This window comes from Hoyosella rhizosphaerae, from assembly GCF_014643175.1.
GTDB classification, from domain to species: Bacteria; Actinomycetota; Actinomycetes; order Mycobacteriales; family Mycobacteriaceae; genus Lolliginicoccus; species Lolliginicoccus rhizosphaerae.
The window spans coordinates 40,649-66,291 of the sequence record NZ_BMJH01000003.1 but is presented as its reverse complement, the minus strand read 5'-3'; the positions used below and the strand labels follow the sequence as shown (position 1 = coordinate 66,291).

The 25,643-nt window shown below is 58.6% G+C and carries 19 protein-coding genes; 7 read left to right on the top strand and 12 right to left on the bottom strand.

The window, feature by feature from the left end:
- Positions 1 to 24 precede the first annotated feature (24 nt).
- Positions 25 to 2,973: a type II toxin-antitoxin system Rv0910 family toxin gene (locus tag IEW73_RS12015; RefSeq protein ID WP_188675346.1), complete on the bottom strand. Its 2,949-nt coding sequence runs from the start codon at positions 2,971 to 2,973 to the stop codon at positions 25 to 27.
- Between the two features lie 201 nt (positions 2,974 to 3,174).
- Here IEW73_RS12015 and IEW73_RS12010 point away from each other — a divergent pair, with 201 nt between their 5' ends.
- From IEW73_RS12010 to IEW73_RS11990, 5 genes are all read left to right on the top strand, one after another.
- A complete protein-coding gene (locus tag IEW73_RS12010; protein ID WP_188675342.1) occupies positions 3,175 to 3,663 on the top strand; it encodes a YflT domain-containing protein in 489 nt (162 codons plus the stop codon).
- 4 nt (positions 3,664 to 3,667) lie between these two features.
- The gene (locus IEW73_RS12005) at positions 3,668 to 4,261 is read left to right on the top strand and encodes a suppressor of fused domain protein (RefSeq protein ID WP_229675978.1); all 594 of its coding nucleotides are present in this window, start codon (positions 3,668 to 3,670) and stop codon (positions 4,259 to 4,261) included.
- A 56-nt stretch (positions 4,262 to 4,317) separates the two neighbouring features.
- On the top strand, positions 4,318 to 5,175 hold the full coding sequence (locus IEW73_RS12000; protein ID WP_188675339.1) for a PHP domain-containing protein: 858 nt from the start codon (positions 4,318 to 4,320) through the stop codon (positions 5,173 to 5,175).
- Between the two features lie 18 nt (positions 5,176 to 5,193).
- The gene (locus tag IEW73_RS11995; RefSeq protein ID WP_188675336.1) at positions 5,194 to 5,610 is read left to right on the top strand and encodes a hypothetical protein; all 417 of its coding nucleotides are present in this window, start codon (positions 5,194 to 5,196) and stop codon (positions 5,608 to 5,610) included.
- Positions 5,611 to 6,035: 425 nt separating this feature from the next.
- A complete protein-coding gene (locus tag IEW73_RS11990) occupies positions 6,036 to 7,214 on the top strand; it encodes an NAD(P)-dependent malic enzyme (RefSeq protein WP_188675333.1) in 1,179 nt (392 codons plus the stop codon).
- 60 nt (positions 7,215 to 7,274) lie between these two features.
- Here IEW73_RS11990 and IEW73_RS11985 read toward each other — a convergent pair whose 3' ends face one another.
- Positions 7,275 to 8,114, bottom strand: a complete 840-nt coding sequence (locus tag IEW73_RS11985; RefSeq protein WP_188675330.1) for an SDR family NAD(P)-dependent oxidoreductase — start codon at positions 8,112 to 8,114, stop codon at positions 7,275 to 7,277.
- Positions 8,111 to 9,694 (bottom strand): flavin-containing monooxygenase, encoded by a 1,584-nt coding sequence (locus IEW73_RS11980; RefSeq protein WP_372433644.1) that lies wholly within the window; start codon positions 9,692 to 9,694, stop codon positions 8,111 to 8,113. Before IEW73_RS11980 ends, IEW73_RS11985 begins: the two co-directional genes overlap by 4 nt.
- A 63-nt stretch (positions 9,695 to 9,757) precedes the next feature.
- Here IEW73_RS11980 and IEW73_RS11975 point away from each other — a divergent pair, with 63 nt between their 5' ends.
- Entirely contained in the window at positions 9,758 to 10,453 is a 696-nt protein-coding gene (locus IEW73_RS11975; RefSeq protein WP_188675324.1) for a TetR/AcrR family transcriptional regulator, read from the top strand.
- A gap of 72 nt (positions 10,454 to 10,525) precedes the next feature.
- On the opposite strand, the gene IEW73_RS11970 is transcribed toward IEW73_RS11975, so the two are convergent.
- From IEW73_RS11970 to IEW73_RS11950, 5 genes are all read right to left on the bottom strand, one after another.
- The gene (locus IEW73_RS11970) at positions 10,526 to 14,200 is read right to left on the bottom strand and encodes a multifunctional oxoglutarate decarboxylase/oxoglutarate dehydrogenase thiamine pyrophosphate-binding subunit/dihydrolipoyllysine-residue succinyltransferase subunit (RefSeq protein WP_188675321.1); all 3,675 of its coding nucleotides are present in this window, start codon (positions 14,198 to 14,200) and stop codon (positions 10,526 to 10,528) included.
- A 107-nt stretch (positions 14,201 to 14,307) separates the two neighbouring features.
- Positions 14,308 to 18,117 carry an ABC transporter ATP-binding protein gene (locus IEW73_RS11965; protein ID WP_307816185.1) on the bottom strand — a complete coding sequence of 1,270 codons (3,810 nt, stop codon included), beginning with the start codon at positions 18,115 to 18,117 and terminating at the stop codon, positions 14,308 to 14,310.
- 70 nt (positions 18,118 to 18,187) lie between these two features.
- Complete coding sequence (locus IEW73_RS11960; protein WP_188675318.1) at positions 18,188 to 19,204, bottom strand: glutathione S-transferase family protein; 1,017 nt, start codon at positions 19,202 to 19,204, stop codon at positions 18,188 to 18,190.
- 71 nt (positions 19,205 to 19,275) lie between these two features.
- Positions 19,276 to 19,983, bottom strand: coding sequence for a GNAT family N-acetyltransferase (locus IEW73_RS11955; protein ID WP_188675315.1), 708 nt, complete (start codon positions 19,981 to 19,983; stop codon positions 19,276 to 19,278).
- A gap of 13 nt (positions 19,984 to 19,996) precedes the next feature.
- The gene (locus IEW73_RS11950) at positions 19,997 to 21,142 is read right to left on the bottom strand and encodes an acyl-CoA dehydrogenase family protein (RefSeq protein WP_188675313.1); all 1,146 of its coding nucleotides are present in this window, start codon (positions 21,140 to 21,142) and stop codon (positions 19,997 to 19,999) included.
- Between the two features lie 136 nt (positions 21,143 to 21,278).
- Between IEW73_RS11950 and IEW73_RS11945 the strand changes: the two genes are divergently transcribed.
- A complete protein-coding gene (locus IEW73_RS11945) occupies positions 21,279 to 22,112 on the top strand; it encodes an enoyl-CoA hydratase/isomerase family protein (RefSeq protein ID WP_188675311.1) in 834 nt (277 codons plus the stop codon).
- Here IEW73_RS11945 and IEW73_RS11940 read toward each other — a convergent pair.
- The 4 genes from IEW73_RS11940 to IEW73_RS11925 all read right to left on the bottom strand — a co-directional run bounded on the left by IEW73_RS11940 (position 22,095) and on the right by IEW73_RS11925 (position 25,457).
- The gene (locus tag IEW73_RS11940; protein ID WP_188675309.1) at positions 22,095 to 22,871 is read right to left on the bottom strand and encodes a hypothetical protein; all 777 of its coding nucleotides are present in this window, start codon (positions 22,869 to 22,871) and stop codon (positions 22,095 to 22,097) included. The genes IEW73_RS11945 and IEW73_RS11940 overlap by 18 nt on opposite strands.
- Positions 22,872 to 22,969: 98 nt before the next feature.
- The gene (locus tag IEW73_RS11935) at positions 22,970 to 23,836 is read right to left on the bottom strand and encodes a patatin-like phospholipase family protein (protein WP_188675306.1); all 867 of its coding nucleotides are present in this window, start codon (positions 23,834 to 23,836) and stop codon (positions 22,970 to 22,972) included.
- Between the two features lie 134 nt (positions 23,837 to 23,970).
- On the bottom strand, positions 23,971 to 24,612 hold the full coding sequence (locus tag IEW73_RS11930; RefSeq protein ID WP_188675303.1) for a phosphoribosyltransferase: 642 nt from the start codon (positions 24,610 to 24,612) through the stop codon (positions 23,971 to 23,973).
- Positions 24,613 to 24,686: 74 nt separating this feature from the next.
- On the bottom strand, positions 24,687 to 25,457 hold the full coding sequence (locus IEW73_RS11925) for a DUF8548 family protein (protein WP_188675300.1): 771 nt from the start codon (positions 25,455 to 25,457) through the stop codon (positions 24,687 to 24,689).
- Positions 25,458 to 25,643: the final 186 nt, after the last annotated feature.

The following is a 25,643-nucleotide window of genomic DNA, read 5'->3' as shown; positions in this document are numbered from 1 at the left end:
GCCAGCGACCTGTGTCCCGTCTTGTTAGCGGCCAGTCCAGTTGGGTGTTCGCTTCTCGTCGAATGCCGCGATACCTTCTTGCGCGTCCGCCGAAAATGACGCTTCCGAAGCGATATCGCTCTGGCGGCCGTAAGCCTCATTAGTCGGCCAGTCATGCCATTCATCGACGATCTGTTTGCTCAGCTGCAGTGAAAGCGGAGCATTGGGCGCTATCTTCCCAGCGAGTTCCCGCGCTACCTTCAGGGCCGTTCCTGGGCGGGCGACGGCGTTGATGAGCCCTAACTGGTGGACTCGTGGGGCAGCAATAGGTTCGCCGGTGAGAGCCATCTCCAGCGCTATCGGGCGGGGGAGTCGCTGCGCGAGCCGGAGAACGCCCCCTGCTGCGGCTACGAGACCACGTTTGGGTTCAGGCAGGCCGAAGGTCGCATCTTTCGCCGCCACGATCAGGTCGCAAGCTAGGGCGATTTCGCACCCACCTGCAAGCGCGTTGCCTTCCACTGCAGCAATGATCGGTTTTTGTGGTGGCCGACCAGTGATGCCGAGTAGTCCCCTCGATGGCGCGATGGGGTACTGACCTTGTGCCGCGGCCTTTAAGTCCATGCCAGTGCAGAAGTCTTGTCCCACCCCTGTGAGGATGGCCACGATGGCCTCGGAATCTGCTTCGAAGTCGTCGATAGCTCGTTCGAGTGCTAGGGCAAGTTCAAGGTTGATCGCATTGCGCACTTCTGGACGATTGAGTGTCAGGATGCACAGCGGGCCTTCCCATTGCACCTTGAGGAGAGGGTCCTTGACGGTGGAGTCAATGATGGTGTTTACGCGATCAGGCTGATTTCCGCCCTCGACCGTGAGTGCACCCCGGTTATCTAGTGTTGCGCCAATGAGGTCAGTTTCCAGCGCCTGAGCGATCAGTTCGCTGTCGGTGCTTCGACTAATCCAGCGGGTCCCGTCCTCAAGGAGTGCGCTGAAGATTACGGCTTCAGGGGCGCCGTCGGGGCTGTAGGTGACGGTGTAGGTTTCCACTGTTGCCGACCCAGTGTGGGTGGCGGTTACCGACCTCGCCGCTGGCCGTTGCATGCGAGTGCCGACGTTGAGGTCGCGGAATTGCTGCCGAGGGGGGTTGGTGGACACGACTGTTGCCGCGTGCTTGGTGGCGTACCAGCCCAATGCTGTTGCAAGGCCGGTGCTACCAGGGTTGTTACGCACTGCCGCGGTGACGGACGCGAGTCCATGTGTGGCGTAGTTGTTAAGAGGACCACCCGCAAAAGTGAGTCCTCCCGTGCATGTCAAAGGCTTCTTTGGGTCGTCGAGTGGGAGGTTGAGTTCACGCGCTGCTGCATACACGGCGAATGGAAAGCAGGAGTACAAGTCGATGTGGTCTGCGTCTGAGACTGGCGCACCCAGATGTTGGGTAAGTGCATCACCGATCGCTCCGATGGCGGGGACCTCACCGAGCGTGTGGCGCTCACTAACGAACCATTCTTCGTCCGCGTACGCGCCTGCGTGGACGAAAACCCATTGTTCTTGAGGAATGCCCGCCTCGTGTGCGGCAGCGGCGCTAGCGATGACGACTGCGGCACCTTGGTCGACGGTGATGTTGGCCGTCATCAGCTTCGTGTACGGCGTCGCTATCGGCCGGTTGGACTCGGTCGGCTTGCCAATGTCGTCGGCAGACAGTTGTTCTCGAATCCAGGCGTAGGGGTTGTTCGCTGCGACCGTGGAGAATCCTGCCCACAGGCGAGTGATTTTTTCTCGGTGGTCGGCAATTGTGTGCCCGAGTCGCCCACGCAGTGCTGTGTCCATGAGGCCATACATGACTGTTGGGGTTAGCAGCCCTGTTTCTTCCTCAGCGTGGTTGTTGCCAGAGCGGTCTGAGCCGAGTCGCAGCGGGGCAAATGGGGTGGTGGTGTCTCGGTTCCATGTGTCGTTGGTGCCGTGGCGGGAGAGCGAGGCAAAGGCCTCGGCGCCGGAAATGACGGCGAAGTCAATTTCGCCGTGGGTGATGGCGTCGGCGGCATTGTTGACGAGGCGCAATGGCCCGTCCCCGCCGAGGGGTGCAGATTGCGCTAGGTCGGGCGAAACAATATTGAGTTCGTTGGCCAGGATGGCGGATTGGTGGTCTCCGTAGGACCACGATGTGCTCGGGACTGTGCTGACACGTGTGCGCTGGGCGGGCAGTGTGGGGTGCGTTGCGTCGTCGAGGGCTCGTTGTGCCGCGCTCACCGCAAGTTCCATGGGATCGCGCGAGCCATCATCGGGGTTGTGTGTTACTTGTCCAACGCCGACGATGACAGGGGTCCAAGGGTCGATCGTTGTGCCGGAGGGCAAGTGGAGCACGGGCTCGGGCTTGGGAGGGATTGTCGGTTTCGGGCGCGCTGGCAGCGCCGAGGCATCTTCGGTATCGCCGAGGACGGTTCGGAAGTTGGCCAGGGACTCGACGGTGGCGGTTCGCATGGCGCGAGACACGATTGCCCCCATGGGGCCTTTCAGTGCGTCGCTGTGGAAACCGTTGGTAACGGTGACGGTAGTTCCCGATGAGTTGTGGGGTGTTGCCGTGATGCCTATTGCCGCGTGAGCCCCCATGGGGCCGGTTCCTTCAATCGCAAGGCTGAAATCGGTCAGCGTAGTGACAGTCCAGGAGAGCCGGACGGGTGTACCCATGATGCGGGCGTTCTGCTCAAAGGTGTCGCCGACGCTCAGTGACGAGGGCGGGGGCGATGGCCAGCCACTGTGCAAGGTGAACCAGTCGCCGTAGTTGGCAAAGTCGAGGACATGCGTCATCACGGTTTCTGGTGTTGCCGTGACGTCTGTCGATTCTGCGAAGAGGTGAGAGAATTCCCGTTCGAATGTCATGGTTGGTTCGGCGTGATGCGAACTGCCGCTCTGTGAATCGCCGCGTTGAGTGGTGCTCAGGATGGATTGAACTAGAGCGCGGGCTGTGCTTGGCGCGAGACTAACGAAAGTGCGAATCTTCATGCGCACAACATTCCTTCCAACGAACACTCGTGTATGTGAGACGGCGTGTATCACCCTACATTAGGCGCGGAATCCCGCTCCTCAATGTCACGCACGCCTGGGATGGCCGTCACAATCGGCCGTATGCGGGCACCTTCTCAATGTTGATAGCGTTAAGTAGGTGAGAACACACCACCGTTGCGACCTGCGAGGAGAGCGTCAATGACCAGACCAATCGGCGGTGCGAAACCACTAGGCCTTCCGACACCCCCCACCGGATGGCCAATCGGTTCTTACCCCACGTACGCAGAGGCGCAAAAGGCCGTGGACTACCTCTCCGACCATCAATTCCCCGTTCGCGATGTCACCATCGTGGGCGTGGACCTGATGCAGGTCGAACGAATTGTTGGACGCCTCAACTGGCCCCGCGTCATCGGCGGCGCCGTTGTTGCTGGCGCCTGGATAGGCGTGTTCATCGGTCTGCTGATCGGTATCTTCACCGGACAAATCCTCGGTGCACTCCTCACCGGCATCACATTTGGTGTGATGTTTTGGGTCATCATGCAGTCCGTGCAGTACGCCGCATCACGAGGACAGCGCGACTTCCAGTCGACCATGCAACTCGTAGCCGGTCGCTACGACGTTTTGTGCGATCCGCGCACGGCCGAACAGGGACGCGACCTTCTAGCCCAACTCTCCCACGCACACTAGAAAGTTGTCAGAGTTGCCGTCACCGAATATCGCCAAAGAGGTTCGAGCACACGTCACCGAAACGCTCGGATGCGGCGAACCTGCTGCAGCGTCCGTCACATTCCTCGGGGTCGACCCAATGGAAGTTCTCCGCTACGGCCCGTCAGAGTCGCGGATGGTGCATTACGTCACGTGTGGATGCAGCACCAACCCGATGGGCGACCCTTCGGACATGCTCGCTGACCCGGTACAAGGGCCTCGGGCCGAACTCGTACTTGCAGTCAAAGGCGGCGCGGACACGGTGCTGCGATCGCTTGCGACCATTGCGGCAGCACCGTCCGTGGAAGGGCTAGTGCTCAGAGCTGACGCTTTGATCGACCTCGGGGAACCCCTGTGGCCGGGCGCTGCTTTTACCGCGGTTCTACTCAGTCCTAGCGTCATCCCGTCACTGCAACTCCCGGAGCCGTACTCGCCGGTTGACTTTTTCGATGCTGCGCCAATAACCGCAACTGAAGCAGCGTGGATGCGCATCAAGGGTGCTGATGCCCTTCGAGAGGCATGGGCGGAAGCCAAAATCGACACGACCGACCCCGGACGCTCAGCAGTCCGTACGGTATAGCCGCTGAGTATCAGCCGTATAGCCGAGCAGGCGCAAAAGCGAGCACAATGGCATTCATGCGTATCGATCTGCACGCCCATTCCACCGCATCCGATGGAACCGATTCGCCAGCCGAACTGATCCATGCGGCTGCAGAAGCCGGTCTTGATGTAGTCGCCATCACGGATCACGACACAACGTCCGGGTGGAAAGACGCAGTGGCGGCGCTACCATCTGGGCTCGCGTTGGTTCGAGGGATGGAGGTGTCCTGCCTCGGACACGGCGAGGATGGGTATCCAGTCTCGGTGCATTTGCTCGCCTACCTCTTTGACCCACTACATGAGGCGTTTGCGGCGGAACGTCAACGCCTTCAGCAATCTCGGCGAACACGTATCCATGCAATGGCCGAGAGGATGAGAGCGGATGGGATCGGCATTGATCCTGATCAAATCCTCGCTGATGCTGGCAACGTAGTAGGTCGGCCACATCTCGCGCGAGCCCTCGTCGACCTCGGTGTTGTTGACACTGTTTCTGAAGCCTTCACCCACCACTTGTCCCCGCGTGGTCCGTATTACGTACGAATGGCCGACGCGTGGCTCGATGATGCGGCCGCAATGGTTCGCGCGGCGGGTGGTGTCGCCGTGATAGCCCACGCGCGGGCTCGGGCGCGTGGCCGGTTACTCGACCTCGATCACGTCCGCTCGCTCGCCCAATCTGGTGCGATTGCTGGTTTAGAAACTGCGCACCCAGACCACACTGAGACGGACCGTCGACTTCTTACCAAACTCGCAGATGACTACAACCTCTTCACCACTGGTTCATCCGACTATCATGGTGCGAACAAGACGGTGTCGCTCGGGGCGAACACAACTGCCGTTGAGGATTTTCACCGCTTGACAAGTCTGGCGACTGGCGTGCCCGTCGTGCAGCGTTAGCGGGCGAAGGGGGCGTTGGTGACACACAGTGATGGGTCCACTCACCGCCACACGCAGCCGATCCCTGTCCACCCAGATAACCCCTCAAGCTACGCGTCGGCCGCTTACGGCAGTCGTAGCAGGCAATCTGAATGGGCGCGGCAACCTGTGCGGCGCGACAACATCGCGATCCGATTCCTTCGCGGACTCGCTGGTGCGTGCGCGGCTGGACTTGTCGTGCTCACTGCGATGGTGGCGTTAGTGAATCACTTCGCGGCGGACTGGGGGATCGCTGGACCAGGAACAGAGGCCTTGTGGTGGCACCTGATTGGTGCATCGCTTGCAGTATTTGGCCAGGTAGCGGCGGATCGCACGCGCGGTTTGAGATCGATTTTCTGGAGTGTGGCTGTTTTCACAATTGTCACTGTGGTGTTGTTTACCCAGTGGTGGAGTTAGTCGTCACAGTTTTGGTGAGCCGTAGGTAAACATTGGCAGGTTGAAAGCATCTCTATACCAGTGGCAAACTAGTGGGCGCGGAAACCGGTGCCACAGCCCCTGGTGGAAGTGTGATGGCCACGGCGGAACGGAAAAGGCGGGAAACCCCCGCGCGTTTTCTGTAGCGCCGCCGAGGTCCAGGCCCACTCGTTGCGATCTTCAATGAGAATCCAGGCTGTGGTGCGTCACCTGTGCACACATCTTTTCACCGCACGATGCAGTTATGTGTGAGGTTTCTGCGGCTACATGAGCCGGTGGGACTCTGCACCCGAATGCACCGCGGCGGGTAATGTCTGATAGACCATATTGTTGGCGCGCCAGTATTTACTGTTGGGCGCGGCAACGCTACCGACCTTTGTGGTCGAGACAATGTAGGAGCACTCACCGTGTCCAATGCGAACGCTGACAAGGGCCCCATCACGGAAGCCGAAATCTTTGCCAGCCACGAGGGTGGCAAGTTATCGGTAGAACTAACTGCGCCCCTGGACACGCAGCGCGACCTCTCTATTGCTTATACCCCCGGAGTTGCGCAGGTTAGTCGCGCGATTGCAGCTGATGTGACGTTGACGTCGAAGTACACCTGGACAAGCAGACTCGTTGCTGTCGTCAGCGACGGAACCGCGGTGTTGGGCCTTGGCGATATCGGCCCCCGCGCGTCCCTGCCGGTGATGGAAGGCAAAGCTGCACTCTTCAAGTCGTTTGCGGGCCTCAACGCGATCCCTATTGTTCTCGACACCAAAGACGTCGACGAGATCGTCGAGACATTGGTGCGTTTGCGCCCCACATTCGGTGCAGTGAACTTGGAGGACATTTCAGCTCCTCGCTGTTTTGAGGTGGAACGACGGGCGCAGGAAGCCCTCGATTGCCCGGTCTTCCACGATGACCAGCACGGCACAGCGATCGTTGTGCTTGCTGCCCTTAACGGCGCGGTGAAGGCTTTGGGCCGCGAACTAGCACCGCTGCGCATCGTGATTGCGGGTGCCGGTGCCGCGGGTGTTGCGTGCGCAAATATTCTTCTGGCTGCCGGAATACCTGATGTTGTTGTGCTGGACTCGCAGGGCATCGTCGAAGCTGGGCGTGACGGCCTCAACAGCGTCAAGCAGGACCTAGCTGCCCGGACTAACCCGCGAGGCCTACAGGGCGGGGTTGCAGAAGCACTCGACGGTGCTGATGTGTTCCTCGGTGTTTCAGCGGGCAAGGTGCCAGAGTCGCTGATCGCCACGATGGCTCCGCAGTCGATTGTTTTTGCGCTGTCGAATCCAGACCCGGAGATCCACCCAGATGTGGCGAGCAAGTACGCCGCTGTGGTTGCGACGGGACGCAGCGACTACCCGAACCAGATCAACAATGTGTTGGCGTTCCCCGGCATCTTCCGCGGTGCACTCGACGCAGGCGCAAAAGCGATCACCGAGGGCATGAAACTCGCTGCCGCAGCAGCAATTCTGGATGTTTTGGGCCCCGAAGTATCGGTAGACAAGATTGTGCCGAGCCCACTCGACCCACGAGTTGCTCCCGCAGTTGCAGCAGCAGTTGCGCAGGCTGCCCGTGATGAGGGTGTTGCCTGATTTTTGTGGCAAATAGGTGTGCCCCCGGCTATTAGCCGGGGGCACACCTATTGTTAGCGCCTACTTGCTAGTGCCAGCTTTTTTCATGATTCGGCCTGCGGTGGAGGCGAAGATCCGCTGGTATCCGGAACCAGAAACTCGCTGGAAGATGTCGAGCATCCGCGCATCAAGTCCGATAAGGCACCGCGCACGGTTGCGTTTCACGTCACGGAGGATGCGGTTCGCTGCAGCTTCGGGGCTCGTGCGTGCGAGGTGTTTATCGAAGAACTCGCCAAGTGATGCGGCATCTGTTCCTTCCGCTGCGGTCGCGGTGCGGGCGATCGCAGTCTTAATGCCGCCCGGGTGCACACACGTCACTGAAACTGGGTGGCCATTGGTGAGCATTTCCATGCGCAATGCCTCGGTGAATCCGCGCACTGCGAACTTGGCTGCGTTGTAGGCCGATTGCGACGGAATCGCGACGAGACCGAACAAGCTGGAAATGTTGATGACGTGACCGTCGCCGGAGGCGATGAGGTGGGGGAGAAACGCCTTCGTGCCGTTCACTACGCCCCAAAAGTCGACATCCATGATGCGTTCGATGTCTTTGAACTCGCTGACTTCGACGTCGCCTGTGAAGGCGATTCCCGCATTGTTGAACACCATGTTGATGGCACCGAAGTGTGCGGCAACATCGTCAGCGTAGGCAAGGACAGCTTCACGTTCGGCGACATTGAGAGGTGCTGTGTGGACGCTGGCGCCGAGTTCGCGTGCTTGCCGAGCAGTTTCGTCGAGTCCGACGGTGTTCACATCGGAGAGTGCTAGTTGTGCACCTTCTTTAGCAAGTTGCAGAGCAAGCGCGCGTCCAATGCCCGAACCTGCTCCAGTGATGACCGCAGTTTTTCCGTTGAAGTTTTTCATGCTTGTGTTCCTTGCGTGGTATTGGCGCGCGCTGCTGGCGCAGCAGTTTGCGGGGCAGCGATGTCGGTGTGGTCACTCATGACGGTAATCGCGTAAGCCTGTGTATCGAACTGTTTCAGCATCCTGCGGAAGGTAAAGGTGAATCCCGGCCACAGTGTGGTGTTGTTGCCGTGCTTGTCGAGGTACCACGAAGCGCAACCGCCAGTCATCCACACTGTGTCGGACAGTTGCTTCTGCAAGATGGCGTTGTATTCGTTTTGCACCTCGGGGAGTACGTCAAAGGTGGCAATGTTGTTTGATTTGATCTTCTTCAATGCGTCGATGACATAGTTGAGCTGTGACTCGATCATCAACACAATGGAAGTGTGCCCGAGTCCAGTGTTGGGGCCGACGAGGAAGAACATGTTGGGGAACCCCGCGACGGTTGTGCCCTTGTAGCCCTGCATTCCGGTGTCGTTGAAGACTTCAGCGAGGGTGCGGCCGTCTTTGCCTGTGATGCCGGCGAACATTGGCGAATCAGTGACGTGGAACCCGGTGGCGACGATGAGCGCGTCAATTTCGCGTTCGGTTCCGTCAGCTGTGACGATGGATTTGCCCCTCACTTCGGCGATGCCATCAGTGATGAGGTCAACATTGGCGCGGTCCAACGCTGGGTAGTAGGCATTGGAGATCAGCATGCGCTTGCAGCCGATGCGGAAATCAGGCGTGACCTTCTTGCGGAGCTCTGGGTTACGAATCTGTGCACGAATCATGCCTTTGGCGAGAGCTTGTAGACCCAGCATGAGCTTGGGTGCTTTTGCTAGCCCGATAACCTGAGTTTCGCGTGACGCGTAGATCGCGGTGCGAGCAAGCCGTTGCACTCCGGGGATGTGTTTGAAGGCAAAGCGTTCAAACCGTGTGTATGGCCGATCTAGGCGCGGCAGAATCCACGGCGCAGTGCGCTGGTAGACGTCGAGGGTGCCGGCCTTGTCGGCGATTGCGGGGACGATCTGGATTGCAGAGGCGCCGGTGCCGATGATGGCGACGCGTTTGCCGGTGAGATCTGCGGTGTGGTCCCAGCGGGCCGAGTGGAACAGTTCGCCTTCAAAGTCGTTGATTCCGGCGATGTTGGGGAGTGCTGGCTCGCAGAGCGCACCCACTCCAGATACTACGAATCGAGCGGTGAATCTGCCGTGAGTGGTGTCTAGGTGCCATTGCTGGGCAGCGGTATCCCACTGTGCAGAGTTGACGTCGCACCCGAAGACGTGGTGATCGAGCACATCCGATTTTTCGGCGACTGAGCGGATGTACTTCTGGATTTCAGGCTGTTGCGAGAATGACCGTGACCATTCCGGGTTGCGTGCAAACGAGAAGGAGTAGAGCTGCGATGGCACGTCGCAGGCTGCGCCCGGGTAGGTGTTGTCGCGCCAGGTGCCACCGACGTCGGCTCCTCGCTCAAGGACGACAAAGGAGTAGCTGCCGAGTTTCTTGAGTTTGATTGCGGCGCCAAGTCCGGAAAATCCACTGCCGATGATCGCTATGTCGACATGGCGGGTTCGGGATGCTGCATTGGGGGACGTCGTAGTCATAGGTAAGACAATAAACGCGCTACTGAACATAAGTCAATAGTTTATTAAATCTGGGTCAATAGGTATCCTTGGGGAATGCCCGTCCACAAGCGCACCCGACTAAGCCCAAGCGAACGACGCACCCAACTCATCGAACTTGGTCTAGTCCTACTGCAGAAGAAATCCATCGAGGACATTTCCGTCGAGGACATTGCGGCACAAGCGGGCGTTTCAAAAGGGCTTCTCTTCCACTACTTCGGATCCCTGACCGAATTCCAAGCAGCGCTAGTGAGCTCCGCTTCGGAACAACTCGTCGCAGCAACCGAACCCGACCTCACACTCGCGCCGATAGACGCGCTGCGAGCTGCGCTCGACAACTACATCACTTTCGTAGAGCAAGCGCCCAACCTCTACATCTCCATGCTGAGGGGGGCGCTCAGCAACATCCCCGAAATGGTTGAGTCGGTTAACAACTCACGCAACCGCATCGCCGATCGCATCCTCGCGCTACTGCCCACGCTCGGTGTCGACGACAGCCCCATAATCCAATTCTCGGTCCGCGGCTGGATTGCACTCGTCGAAGAAACAGTTGTGCACTGGCTCGCCGACCCTTCCGTGCCTCGCAACGACATCCTCGACCTACTCAACGGATCACTTGTCGGCATCCTTCTCGGCCCGAAACTTATGGGCGACGGCGCCATTGAACAACTTTTCCCTGAGTTCACCAAGCCCATCACTGAGCGCATGCCACACACGGATGCAGACCATCAGGACGACTCAAAGGCCAGCTAAAAACGAGCGGGCAGCGAAGACAACTGTGGGGTGGAAGGAACAAATCCTTCCACCCCACAGAACTCCCTAAAATTACTCCACGGAGAACGCTGTATCGATGAGTTGCTGCTGCTCAACAGCATGCACCTTGGCTGACCCTGACGACGGAGCCGACATCGAACGTCGCGACACTCTCTTCAGCATCGGGAACACATCCGGCAACACTTCAGGCAGATTCAGACCGAAGAACGGCCATGCGCCCTGGTTTGCTGGCTCCTCCTGAACCCACCGGAACTCCTTCACATTCGGGTAGTTAGCAATAGCTTCCCGAAGGCGATGGCGCGGAACAGGGTACAACTGCTCGATACGGACGATCGCGATATCATCGCGGTCTTCCTTCGCCTGCCTCGCGGCGAGTTCGTAGTAGAGCTTGCCGCTGCACAGCAAGATGCGCGTAACCTTCTTGCGCTGTTCTTCAGTGGCATCCACAAACGTCGGATCATCAATCACACTGCGGAATTTGCCCGTCGTGAAGTCCTCAAGAGGACTGACCACGGCCTTATTGCGCAGCATCGACTTCGGAGTGAAAACCACCAGCGGGCGATGCACCCCAGCCTTTGCATGACGACGCAAAAGATGGAAGTAGTTCGCCGGGGTAGACGGCACAGAAACCGTCATTGATCCTTCAGCGCACAACTGCAGGAACCGCTCGATACGACCCGACGTGTGATCAGGGCCCTGGCCCTCATGACCATGGGGGAGCAGCAACACAACATTCGAACGCTGAGCCCACTTGGCTTCACCCGACGAAATGAACTCGTCGATGATGGTTTGCGCACCGTTCACAAAGTCACCGAACTGTGCCTCCCACACCACGAGCGCATCGGGGTTGCCCACCGAGTAGCCGTACTCGAAACCGAGGCCAGCGAACTCCGTCAGCGCCGAGTCGTAGGCCATAAAGCGACCGCCGGACTCTTCGGCGAATGTCGCAACAGGGCTGTATTCCGACTCGTCTTTCCGGTCGATGATCACCGCGTGGCGCTGCGTGAAAGTACCGCGACGCGAATCCTGCCCGGCAAGCCGAACAATGCGGCCCTCATGGACGAGTGAACCAAACGCCAGCAGTTCGCCGAATGCCCAGTCGAAGTTCCCCTTCCGGGTCATTTCGTAACGGCGGTCGTACACAGGCTTCACGCGCGAGTGTGCGTTGAATCCCTCTGGCAAATTCACATGTAGGTCACCAAACGCCGAGACAACTTCCGGCGTCAATGAGGTCTGCAAATTGGTCGGAAGGACTTGGTCTTCCTCAACCGAGGGGCTCGGGGCTGGCGGGTACTTCTCCAGTTCGCGAACCTCGTTAAACACCCGCTCAAGTTGGCCCTGGTAGTCGCGCAATGCGTCCTCGGCCTCTTTGAGTGAAATGTCGCCACGACCGATCAGCGCTTCGGTGTACGTCTTGCGCACGGAGCGTTTGCTGTCGATGAGGTCGTACATCATCGGCTGCGTCATCGACGGGTCGTCGCCCTCGTTGTGACCACGTCGGCGGTAGCAGATCAAGTCAATAACGACGTCTTTGTGGAACTTCTGGCGGAAGTCCACCGCGAGTTTCGCAACCCACACACAGGCTTCAGGGTCGTCGCCGTTGACGTGGAAGATTGGCGCACCAATCATCTTTGCGACGTCGGTGCAGTACTCACTGGAGCGAGAGTGTTCCGGGCGGGTGGTGAAGCCCACTTGGTTGTTCACCACGATGTGCACGGTGCCGCCGGTGCGGTAGCCGCGCAACATTGCAAGGTTCAGTGTTTCAGCAACCACGCCCTGGCCGGCGAATGCGGCATCACCATGCAACATAAGCGGCACAACGCTGAAGCCGCCTTCGCCGTCGCCCTTGCCGATCATGTCCTGCTTAGCGCGGACAATGCCCTCGAGAACCGGGTTGACCGCCTCGAGGTGCGACGGGTTGGCTGTGAGCGAGACCGTGATGTCGTTCTCGCCAAACATCTGGATGTAGGTGCCCGATGCGCCAAGGTGGTACTTCACGTCGCCAGACCCGTGCGCCTGCGCCGGGTTCATGTTGCCTTCGAACTCAGTGAAGATCTTCGAGTAAGGCTTGCTCACAATGTTGGCGAGTACGTTCAAGCGCCCACGGTGTGGCATGCCGATAACGACTTCATCGAGGCCGTGCTCAGCGGACTGGTCAATCACTGCGTCCATCATGGGGATGACGGACTCGGCGCCTTCAAGCGAAAATCGCTTCTGGCCTACGTACTTTGTCTGCAGGAATGTTTCGAAGGCTTCCGCGGCGTTGAGCTTGGAAAGAATGTACTTCTGCTCGGCTACGGGAGGCTTTTGGTGCTTGATCTCCACCCGCTCTTGCAGCCACTGCATTTGCTCAGGCTCAAGGATATGCATGTACTCGACGCCGATCTTGCGGCAGTACGAGTCGCGTAGCACTCCGAGAACTTCGCGGAGTTTCATCTTTTCTTTGCCCGCGAACCCACCGACGGTGAATTCCCGATCTAGATCCCACAAAGTAAGTCCGTGGGTCATTACGTTGAGATCTGGGTGGCTGACTAGGCTTTCGACGTTGTACCGAAGTGGGTCGGTATCCGCCATCAAGTGACCACGGTGGCGGTAGGCGCCAATGAGTTGAAGCACCCGAGTGTTCTTATCGATCGCGCCGGGGGGAATGTCGCGACTCCACCGGACCGGCTCGTAAGGAATGCCAAGACCGGTGAAGATCTCGTCATAGAACTCGTCCGACAGCATCAACTGGTGGATCTTGCGGAGAAACTCGCCGGACTCGGCGCCTTGGATGATGCGGTGGTCGTACGTTGAAGTCAGTGTCATCAACTTGCCGACACCGACCTCGGCGATCTTCTCTTCACTCGCACCCTGGAACTCAGCGGGGTATTCCATTGCGCCTGCGCCAACGATGCAGCCCTGGCCCTGCATTAGCCGTGGCACAGAGTGCACGGTGCCGATACCACCGGGGTTCGTTAACGAGATTGTGACGCCCTGGAAGTCCTCAGCGGTCAGTTTGTTGTCCCGAGCGCGCCGAACAAGATCTTCGTATGCGTGCCAGAACTGCATGAAGTTCATGGTTTCGCACTTCTTGATGGCAGCGACAACCAATGTGCGGTTTCCGTCTTTGCCGGGGAGGTCAATAGCCAGCCCCAGATTGGTGTTAGCCGGAGTCACTAGATTAGGTTTGCCGTCCACTTCCGCGTAGTGGCGGTTCATGCTCGGGTAACTCTTTACTGCCTGGATGATCGCGTAACCCAGTAGGTGGGTGAAGGAGATCTTGCCGCCGCGGGTACGCGCAAGATGGTTGTTGATCACCTGGCGGTTGTCGATCATCGCCTTGGCTGGAATTGCACGCACGCTTGTCGCGGTCGGAACCGTCAACGAGGTGTTCATGTTGCGTGCGACTGTCGCGGCGACGCCACGCAGAACCTTGCTCGCCGGCCCAGACTCGGACGCAGCAGGTGCATCCTTCTTAGCCGCAGGCTTCGCCGCTGATTTGGGAGCAGCAGGCTTCTTCGCCGCAGCGGGTGCCGCAGCCGACGAATTGTTGGTCGCCGCAGGTGGGGTTGCCTTCTGCTTTGTCGGGATCGACGCAGAAGATGCGTTGTCCGTTGGCTTGTAGTCTTTGAGGATGTCGTGCCACGCGGGGTCCACGGACGACGGATCGTCCTTGAATCGCTGGTACATTTCCTCGACCAACCACTCGTTCTGTCCGAACTGTGATACTGAACTGCTGGTCACGGCCGTCCTCGCCTCGTTTCCCTCTCGATCACCGACTCATCGCCTCCGGTTTAGAGGCTAGTCCCTCGCCGGTCTGTGTACCTGTTCGGCACGCTATTCCGTCTGTGCTACGCACTTGTTACTGACTCCTCGATCGCATTTTCGTCTGCTGGTGAGGTTTTTGCCGACGATTGCGCGGAATTCCATAGATCAGCGTAGTAACCACCTTGCCGCAAAAGATTGTGATGATGTCCGGATTCGATGATTTCCCCTCCGTGCACTACAAGGATGCGATCGGCGCGCGCTGCGGTCTCAAGCCTGTGAGCTACGAGCACGGACGTACGGGTCGACATTAGTCGTTCACTGGCACTAAGGACGAGTCGTTCGCTTGCCGGGTCCAAAGAAGCTGTCGCTTCGTCTAGCAACATTAGGTCTGGCGCGGCAAGCGCAGCCCGTGCGAGAGCGATGAGTTGCCGTTCACCTGAGGACAAACCACGCCCGCGTTCACCGATAGGTTCCTTCATCCCGCCTGGCAGGTGCTTGATCATTTGGAGCGCCCCCACATCAGACGCTGCCTTCTCAATATCCGCACGGGTGGCGTCTGGTCGCGCGAACGAAATGTTCGATGCCACGTCACCGCTGAACAAATGAGGCTCCTGCGGAACGATCCCGATGCGGCTCCGGAAGTCAGATATGTCGAACGCACGAATGTCGATGCCGTCTGCCCTCACTGTGCCGGACGACGGTTCGTAGAAGCGCGCAAGCAGTTTTACGATTGTCGATTTGCCGGCCCCCGTTGGTCCGACGAGCGCGACCGTTGTTCCCGGCTCGATCGTCACATTGATCGCTGAGAGCACCGGATCGGAATCGGCGCGGTAAGCGAAAGTCACATTATCGAGTGACAATGCCTTGCGCGTTGCGTCACCAACCGGTCGTGTGTCTGCGTTCGAGGACACCGACGGCGCTGTCCTGAGAAGGTCGCCAATTCGACGCAAACCGACGAGTGCTTGTTGATAGCTGTCGAACACCTGGGATAGCTGCTGCACAGGACCGAAAAGTAGGCCCAGGTAGAGCACAAACGCTACGAGGGCTCCAGGGGTCAGTGAGCCATCGGCGATCCGACTTGTGCCCACAAAAAGTACCGCCACGAGCGCGAAGTCGCTGAGCAGAGCAATGCCGGGAAAGTAGACGGCTATTGCGCGTTGCGCACGCATCCGGCTGTGAACATATCCGCGTGCGTATTGGGTGAAGCGCTCAGCGGCTACAGCTTCGCGCCGGTAAGCCTGCGAGGTGCGGATCCCGGCAATGTTTTCGTGAAATTCGGCATTAACTTTGGCGATACGTTCGCGGGAGACCGTGTAGGCGGCGCTCGAAATGGAGCGGAACACGAGAGTTGCGACGATCAGGATGGGTACGGCGACAAGTGTGAGTCCAGCGAGGGACACGTCTGTTGCGAGCAATGCTACGGACACACCGAACAATGTCAGAAGGCTCACCACCGCAGTCGCAAGGCTCGTTTGCAGGAACGCGGATAGCGCATCGATGTCGGTGGTCATGCGCGTGATGATGCGGCCCGATAATTCTCGCTCGTAGTAATCCAGACCGAGTCGTTGAAGGTGGGTGTACGTGCGCACCCTGAGTTGGTAGAGGACTCGTTCGCCCGCGCTGGAAGTGAACAGAACGGTGAGGTGCGCGGCACACCATCCGACGGCGACCAGAGCGAACCCAATAAAAGCGACGAACACGATGGTTGAGATATTGCCGGTAAGTACACCGTGATCAATTGCGAAGCGTGCGATGGAGGGCAGCGCCATGACGGTAGCGGCCTCAATGGCCAGGAGCGCAGCAGATGCGACGATGAGCCAACGCACGGGCCGGAGGGTGGACCTCAGTGTGAACGGACGTTCATCTGCCCTGACATCGCCAAGAGGCCCTTCATCAGGTGGCGGCTCATCTCGTGGCACGGGTAGTTCGGCCAGCACCTGCGCTAGTTCCGGCCGTTGATCGGCGGGGGAGTCAACAGAAGGAATTGCGGGCCACAGGTCATGATCGCTGGTGGGCCCGCTAGGCGCGTTTTCGTGCTGATGATGCGGTGCCAACGAATTGTCGCGATCGCTCTTCATCAGGTTACGGAAGGCCGAGGAGCGTTGTGTCAGTTCTGACTCCGAGCCGAGGTCGACGAGCTGTCCCTTTTCGAGGACAGCAATCTTGTCGGCTAACCGAAGCGATGATATCCGGTGCACGATAGACACGATCGTGAGGTGAGCGCTGCTGCGGGCGAGATTGCGCAGGATTGTGTGTTCAGTTAGTGCGTCGACGGCCGATACGGCGTCATCGAGAATGAGGATGTCAGGACGGGTGAGCAGTGCCCTGGCGAGGGCGATCCGTTGACGTTGACCACCCGACAGTGTGAGGCCACGTTCGCCTACCTCGGAGTCGTAGCCTTGGGGGAGCGTGACGATGAAATCGTGAATGTCGGCGATGCGTGCTGCTTCAATGATTTCGTCGGGTGTCGCGTCCGGCGCACCTACGGCAATGTTTGCCGCAATGGTGTCGGAAAACAAAAATGGTTCGTCAAATACGACGGCGATGCGGCGACGTAGTTCCGTCGAATGCACCTCAGCCAAATCGACTCGAGAGCGGTCGGCCTGTGTATGGACCGCGCCGTGCGTTGCCCCAGTGAGCGTGATGGTGCCCTTCTGCGGTAGGTAGAAGCGAGGCACTAAGGCAGCAAGAGCGGATTTTCCCGAACCCGGGGCCCCAATGATGGCAAGAGTTTCACCTGGGTTGACAGCGAGTGAAACGCTATGGAGTACTGGGCGTTCCGGGTTGAAACCAAAGGTGACGTCCGAGAATTCAATTCCAAGGGGGCCGTCTGGTACGGCAAGCGGATGATCGGGTTCTAGGACGTGTGGGTGGGTGTTAACGACGTCAAATACGCGCTCGACGGCGGCACGCGACAGCTGCGCTGTCACGATAAAACCACCAAGCAACCGTGCGCTACCAGACAGAGCCGCAAGATAGGCCGCGAACGCGACCAGCGTGCCGACTGTGATGTCTCCACGAAGTGCAAGGTAGCTACCAAACGAAATGATGACCACCAGGCCGAGCTGCGGAAGTGCGGCCATTGTCGGTGCAAATTTTGAATTGATGCGCGCTGCGCGAAGTCGTTCGCCATACAGTGCGCGACTGAGGTTGCTCAGCAAGTCGACCATTCGCTGCTCTTGCCCGAACCCTTTCACGATTCGGACGCCCGTAACTGTCTCTTCAACTTGTTGAGTGACATCAGCCGCGCGCTGCTGCGCGGACCAGGTCGCAGCATAAATTCGCATGCGGAACGTGCGGACGAGAAGCCACATCGCGGGAATGAAGAGCATCGCAGCGAGTGTGAGCGGAAGTGAGAGGTAGGTCATCACCCCAAGCGCGAGGATGAATTGCAACACGGCGCCACCAGAAAGCGGTGCCATCGCGAGAAGTCCGTGCACTTGCTGAAGGTCGCTGATAGAGCGGGAAACGAGTTGCCCGGAGCGCAGCTCGTCCTGCCGTTTGCCGTCGAACCGTTGGACTGTATGCAGAAGTGCGAGTCGCAAGTCGTGCTGAACTTCGAGAGCGAGGCGTCCCGCCAGCATCCGTCGGGTGAATTGACTACCAAAGCGGATTATTGCGAGCAGGACGAGCGCGACAGCGAGCGTGATGACGATGTCGGTGGAGCCACCCACTGCCGCGTCGATAGCGTTTTTCGCAATAAGCGGCACTGCCACTTCTATCGTGGTGCCGACAACAGTGGCAGCAATGACGAACGCCATAACCTTGCGATGGCGAAGGCATTGGCGGAGCAGTCGGCGCACCCACGTAGGCTCGGCTTGCATGGCCGAAAGTTCAGGACTTTCGGCCATAGTTATCGCCTGAGGCGGCACGGGGGTGTCAGAAGTGTTCATCTGTTAACGAGAGTAACCGCGACGTCTGACATTGGCAGTCTGCTGGTCGGGTGGTATTGAGAGGCAATTTTCACATGAGCGCCGGTACTGCTTCGCTCGCTCGTACTGGAGGCGGTGGGGTGCCATCGCCGAAGGGGCGCCCGCCAAGATGTTCGCGATTATGCGCGCTGAGCCAGTTCGTGAGATCCGGGCCCTTAGGGACTATCTGCGTGGGGTTAATTTCGGAATGCACTATGTAGTAGTGATCTTTGATTTGATCGAAGTCGATCGTGTCACCGAAGCCGGGTGTTTGGAATAAGTCGCGAGTGTAAGCCCACAGCACAGGCATTTCTGTGAGCTTGTTGCGATTGCACTTGAAGTGGCCATGGTAGACAGCATCGAACCGCACAAGGGTTGTGAAGAGTCGTACATCGGCTTCAGTGATGGTGTCGCCCACTAGGTATCGCTGATTCGTTAGCCGTTCGCTGAGCCAGTCAAGTCGGGCGAACAGTCGGTCGTACGCTTTTTCGTACGATTCTTGGGTGCCTGCGAAACCACAGCGATAGACCCCGTTGTTGACGTCTCGAAACACGAGATCCATCACTTCGTCGAGTTCATCTTTGTGCGCGTCGGGATAGAGGTCTGGTGCGCCGTCGCGGTGGTGTTCCGTCCATTCGCTTGAGAAGTCGAGCGTCATGGTGGGGAAGTCGTTTGTTACTACTTGGCCGGTGGGTACATCGACGATCACGGGGACGGTGATGCCACGCTCGTAGTCGGGAAAGCGGGCGAAGTAGGCGTCCTGAATTCGCTCGATGCCTAGGACTGGGTCGACGCCACCGGGATCGAGGTCGAAGGTCCAACTGCGGGCGTCGTGCGTTGGGCCGCACAGTCCGAGTGAGATCGCGTCTTCTAGGCCAAGTAGCCGTCGAACTATAACGGCGCGATTTGCCCAGGGGCATGCTCGTGCGGCGACAAGGCGATACCGACCGGCTTCGACTGGATATCCGTCGCGTCCGTCTTTGGTGATGCGACTCGGAATGTAGCGCATATCGCGGGAGAACTCTTGTCCGTCCTTGACGTACGTACCGGGGTTTTCTGCCGTTTCCATGCCACACCTCGCCTTGTTGAATAGTCAACTAAATGGTACTCGGTGGGGTGTCTCCATGTCGATAGCCGCGTCTAGCTGATGGCAACAGTCGCCAGCGTCCCAAACTTCTGATACCCCAAAGCGTCCGCCAAATGCCACGCATTTGCGTTCGTTCGATGAGCTCGCCATTGCGGCACTAAGCCTTCATCGAGAGCAACATTGGTCGCGATCAACGAAACAGTCTTGCTGTACCCGCGACGCCGAGCCGTGGGTGCAGTCAGCGCCGTCATGTTGGCAACGAACCCCTGCCACTCCGTGTACGCCGCACACGCCACAGGTTCCATATCTTCAGCCAGCAACGTGAACCACTGCGACTGATCAAGGAGATCCGCAGCCTCAACATCATCTGGGGGACTCGCCCGCACAAGCCTGTCCACCATGTCGCGGTCTCGCGAAATTAGCGGAGCCTCACTGGGGTGCATCGACGGCGGAGGCAAATAGTCGGGCGTAAAGAGCAATGTTTCGGCGCGAGCCCGATGGGCACCGCGGTCCTTCGCAATGCCCAGCAACCCCCGCTCGGTCCCAAGTTCATCCTCTGGAACCTCGCGGGCGCGCTCGACAGCCCACTCCGGGCCGAGAAACACACTTTCGCCAAACACGGACAAAAACGTCAGTGAATTCGAATCATGCGGTAACACGATATTAGTTCGTGTTGCAGCGATGTCACGATCACCAATACCCAGTGATCGTGCCCATGCCACCTTCAGAATTGAAGCAACGTGTGCGGAAGTAGCGTCCATTGCTTCCATGTCATCACAACCCGAGGTCCCGACCGATGAGTTCCTTCATAATTTCATTGGTTCCAGCCCAAATTTTTGTTACGCGGGCATCCATCCACGCACGGGCGGCCCTGTATTCACGCATGAATCCGTATCCGCCGTACAACTGCACACAGTGATCGAGGACCTCATTCTGAATCTCAGCTGACCACCATTTCGCCTTGGCAGCATCAATCGGAGTGAGGTCGCTTTGCGTGTGAGCATAGACGCAGGAATCGACAAATGACTGGGTCACCGTCAGTTTGGTGTTGATCTCGGCGAGCAGGAACTTGTTGTGCTGGAACGCGCCGATTGGTTGCCCAAACGCCTTGCGCTCCTTCACGTACTCCAAAGTCTCGTCGTAGATTGCCATTGCGTGGGCGGTGTTGCATACAGCGGCGCTCAGGCGCTCTTGCGGGAGCATCTGCATCATGTGAATGAACCCGTTGTCGAGCTCGCCAATGATGTTCGCGCTCGACACTCGGACATTGTCGAAGAACAATTCGGCAGTATCGGATTCGGGCTGACCGACCTTGTCGAGTTTGCGGCCACGCTCGAAGCCCTGCGTCCCAGCTTCCACTGCGAAAAGGGTGATGCCGCGGGCCTTTTTCGCCGGTGAGGTGCGCGCAGCAACAATTACCAAGTCAGCGCTGTAGCCGTTGGTGATAAAGGTCTTTGAACCATTGATGATCCAGTCGTCGCCATCGCGGACAGCTGTCGTTTTCAACGCCGCAAGATCGGAGCCGCCGGATGGCTCAGTCATGCCGATCGCGGTGATGAGTTCACCCGTGCAGAATTTCGGTAGCCACCGCTCCTTCTGCTCTTCGGTCGTCAACTCGACGAGGTACGGAGCGCAAATGTCCGAGTGGATACCAAAACATGAAGCCATTGCGGCGCTGTGACGGCTTAGTTCTTCGCCGAGTACAGCGTTGAAACGGAAGTCGCCAGCCTCGCCGCCGCCGAACTTTTCCGGGATTTCCAAACCGAGCAAGCCTGCCTTGCCAGCCTCCAGCCAAATCTCGCGCGGAATAGCCTTGTTCTCGATCAATTCCTCGGAGCGAGGTTGTACGTGGCGGGACACAAACTCGCGAGCAGACTCGCGGAAGGCTTCATGATCTGCTTCGTAAATGGTGCGTTTCATTCAAACCTCCATGCGACAAGTGATGAGGCACACTTTACCTACAGCGTTCGCCGTGTTGCGACGGCGGTCGATAGTCGATGCATACGCATCGGTGGATCGCTGGTACTCGCAGGTGTGGACATGGCAGGCTGCACACATGACCGATAGTTCCCCAGTTTCGCCAGTGTCAGCCTCTCCAGCGTCAGCCTTGCCCGTGTCGCTACACAGAGAATCAACGCCGGGCGGTGCGACATTTGCGGTGCTGACGATTGATGCCCCACCGCTGAACTTGTTTTCCACCGCGGTGATGGATGCGTGCGCAACGCATATTGCTGACCTTGTTGCTCAACCCCCGCGTGCTGTGCTGGTTCGCGCAGCTGGCAAGGTCGTGTCCGCAGGCGTCGATGTGCACGTGTTTTCGGGGCTCACGCCGACTGATGCAGAAGCGCTGTGGCAGCGACTCTTCGAGACAATCATCCAACCGCTAGAGGGATTGCCGTGCCCAGTTGTCTTTGCCGCGCACGGGCTGACTCTCACCGCGGCATTTGAAATGGCTCTTGCATGCGACATCATTGTGGCGAACCCTGCGGCGAAGTTTGGACTCGTAGAAACAGTTGTCGGGTTGACGCCGTCGATGGGAGGACCCCAGCGGCTCGCGGAGCGGGCGGGATCCGGTCGAGCCCGTGAACTCGTGATGACAGGTGATCTGTACAGCGGGGAAACCCTGCACGCGTGGGGCGTTGTGAACATTCTTGCTGAAGACACCATCGATTCGGCTTGGCGCTTGACGCAAAAGCTAGCCGATGGGCCGACACAAGCGCACAACGCCACCAAACAAATCGTCACAGCGTGGCGTGATCGCGGAATCGAACACGCGGATGCAATCACCCCTCGCGTATCGGGCGAACTGTTCGCTACCGACGATTTACGAGGAGCCGTAGCAAGCTTCCTTACCGACGGACCAGGAAAAGCCTCATTCTCCGGGAAGTAGGATTGGCACGTTTGCATCCGCTTCGTGGTCGATAATTTCTGCGGCAGGCGGCGACAACCAGCGGCGAGGCGGCGGACCAAACGCCTTGTGTGCATGTACGACAAGCGCTCTACCGAGTGTCCGGTTTGTGGCAGCGCCGATGGCCGCTCCGACGCCGAACGGGACGATACGACCAATAGTCATGAACCCTCGGGTCTGAGCCAGGCGCAACAACATTCGGCGGGCAAGTGCGGCGTTGAGCTTGCCAATTGATGGTGATGGAATGACGTTGGCCACGGTATCGGCCCAGGACCGTCCCTTCCGCAGGGCCGCCTTCTCCGCCAGCACCGATGTCGTGTTGCCCATGGCAATGCTCATCACGAGCGCACGGCGACGTTCGACATCTTCGATCGGAAGGTTGTACACCTCGGCTAAGGCAAGGGTGTAGAAAGCGCTCGTCGCGAAAAACACCGCTGTCTCACCGCCAGCGGCCGCAAGCGCAGCGACAGTACCAACGCCGGGCACAGCAGCTGTGGCGCCCACTGCGGCACCTGTGCTGGTCACGGTATTCAAGTAATAGCGGTCGATTCGGCCAATGATTTGTCCAGGCGTGTCATCGGGATGCTTGGTACGCAACTTGTTGACGAAATTCGCAACAACCGGGCCGGGTATGTTGACGCCTTTGTCGACCATCTTCATGGCCATGCGGCCCGTTATTCCAGCTGGCTTCGCCTCAGGAAGGTCGAGAAGAAACTCGTCGCGGTTCGCGTGATCAGTCACAGTCGCCAGCTCCTTTCATCCCCACTTCGTGGAGGTTCCCTCTATTTGTACCGCAGCGATGGATGACGCACCGTTGAACCCTGGCAACATCCGGCGTGCTAACTGACAGTTGGGGTCGAATCCGCGGGCGGCACAAGATCTCGAATCTGGTCAATAACTTCAGCTGTGGCATCGCGACCCGCTTGGATGAGTGCCGGAATACCCGCCGCGGACCATCGGGAATATTTGGTGGTGTCGGGGCTGATAAGTACGTCTGGTGCTTCGTCGTCAAAGCCGCCCATCGCCTGACGCAGCAGCGCCATGGGGCGCATTGTTCGTTCGGGAGTCAGGCGGACAGTAATGACCTTGTCAGCGCCCAAAAGCCGCGCACCCCAGGTTGGAACATTAGAAGTGAAGGCGCCATCAATGAGCAGGGCATTACCGACGCGCACTGGCGGAAAGAGTCCCGGTACAGCGATGGTGGCGAGCAGGGCAGACGGGACCGGGCCTGAATCAAGAAGATACGGCGCCAATGTGCGTAGGTCAGTAGCGACAGCCGCAAATCTTCGCGGTAGTTCTTCGATGTCACGGTCTTCGGTGAATCGTGCAATGGTGCTTTCCAGCGCAGCGGGGTCTAGTAGCCCCAGTTTGCGCGGGACAGTCAGGCGACCGAAGTCCCGCCACTCAGCGCTGCGAATGATCTTGTCGAGCAAACTCACGGGCAGTCCAGCTGCGTAACCTGCGCCAATCAGAGCGCCGGCGCTTGTCCCCACAACTACACCGATGTGTATTCCAGCCTCTTCGAGGGCGAAAAGTACTCCCACGTGGGCTGCTCCGAGAGCTGCGCCACCGCCGAGGGCAAGCCCGATGACGGGCGCATCAACCGGCGTCTTCGGCCGCACTGCCGGGGTTCGTCCCTGAGGCCGATGCGCGCGCTCAGTTGCACCAAAAGAACGAGGCCACGCGGGATAAATCTGATCACTCATGCTCGGGCCTATTTCTTCAAAATCGTGCGGTTATGTGGAAGTGTGCTCGACACCAAGGTAACTAGTGTCTAGCAGTTAGACTAATCTGTCAGCTCTTCCAACGATGACTCCCGCAAGCGTTGTCGTGTGCTGCGCTATTTCGATCGACCCTCGTCCGTCAGAAGTGAGGATACTTCGCGTTCTGATACCTGATCGAATGTTTCGTACCAGCGACCTACCGCTCCAAGGTTGTGCGTCACCAAAGGGCACACGATTGTGTCGGTCACGTTTTCCAGCCGGGTGATGGCTTGCGACGCCGCGACCGGAACGGCGACGACAATTCGTGACGCACCTCGCGCTCGAGCCACGCGACATGCCGCCTCCATAGTGGCCCCTGTGGCTATGCCATCGTCGGCGATAACCACGTCCCGCCCGGCAATGTTCGCCCGCGGCATATTGCGCCGAAAGAGGCCGCACCTTCTCTGCAGTTCCTGCGCTTCGGCGTCGTGAACCTGAGCAATGTCGCGCCTGGTGAGCCGTTCTGCTGCGACGACGTCGGCGTTAAGTACTTGAGTGTTGTCTTCCCCGATTGCACCGAAAGCGAGTTCCGGATGGGACGGAACGCCAAGTTTGCGGACAACAAGAATGTCGAGAGGTACCGACCAGGCGTTGGCGATGACAGCCGCAATCGGGACGCCGCCTCGCGGCAATCCGAGAACCGTCGTGGTTTCGGTAATAAACCTTTCGAGTTCCCGCGCAAGAACTTCGCCAGCGTGTTCGCGATTTTTGTACGCCATGTGAATCAACTCGCGTGAGCTAGGGGGGTCGTCACCGGCACTGGTGATGCCTTTACATTGTCGCAGAGTCGCCTTTACGCATCTACGATGCTGCGATTTAACCGCGACAAGTACCAACGAGAAATGGTGAATTCGAGCTCAGAGGTGCTCACTCCAAGGCGCCCAGCTGCGCGTGGCATACCGCCACGGAAGGTGTGAGAATCCATGTTCGGCGTGCATTGTTCGCGAAACGCATTTACCGCTGCGCTTGAGTCGACCTCGTCAAGGCCGACGAGGACCCGCAAATGCGGCCAGGCGTGACTGGTGAGTTCCCCAAGTTCCGTGAACCAAGCATGCTCAATTTCGCCCATCTTGCCCTCACTGTTTTCTGCGGTGCGAAGATCCGTCACAGTGTTGACTTTAAGTTGATGCAAGATGTGGGCAATGTGCAGAATGCTGGCCGCTCGAACGGGCACTCCATCGCCGGAGTAGCGTCGCCGAAAGTTAGCTACCTTTCCCACCCAAATAGTGGGTCCGCCCACTTCGTCGAATGTGTTGAGAAGTTCCTGCAATCCGTCTGGTGTGGAATTACTAGAACTGAAATCGCGCGTGCGCGCATAGCGGTAGTTTCGGTATCGATCGAGGAGATCGACGACAGCGCGGTAATCAGAACATGTTGCTTGAATCACTTCGAGGAGGCAGAGGGCAAGGCTTTCTCGCAGTTCTGTCGCCGTAATCCATGTAGTCGGCTCGCCGCACCTTTTGACACATATGTCTGCGATATCTGCCGCATCATCGGCGGCAGGTTCGTACCGCTCGTCTGTCCGTGCCCTAGACGTGGAAGCCGGTGTAAAAACGGCGCTCACGATTCCTCCCCGAATTGTGTGCTGATCGGTTACGACGTTGGTCGACGTACCCCTTCTAGTGATCTATCGCACTGCGGGGCCAAAGTGTTGCAATGATCACCTAAATAGTTCGGGGAATTCTCGAATCCGGCCAATTCTCGAAAACAGCGTGTTTGGCAGCCTGGTACGGCGTGCATGGTGGCATAG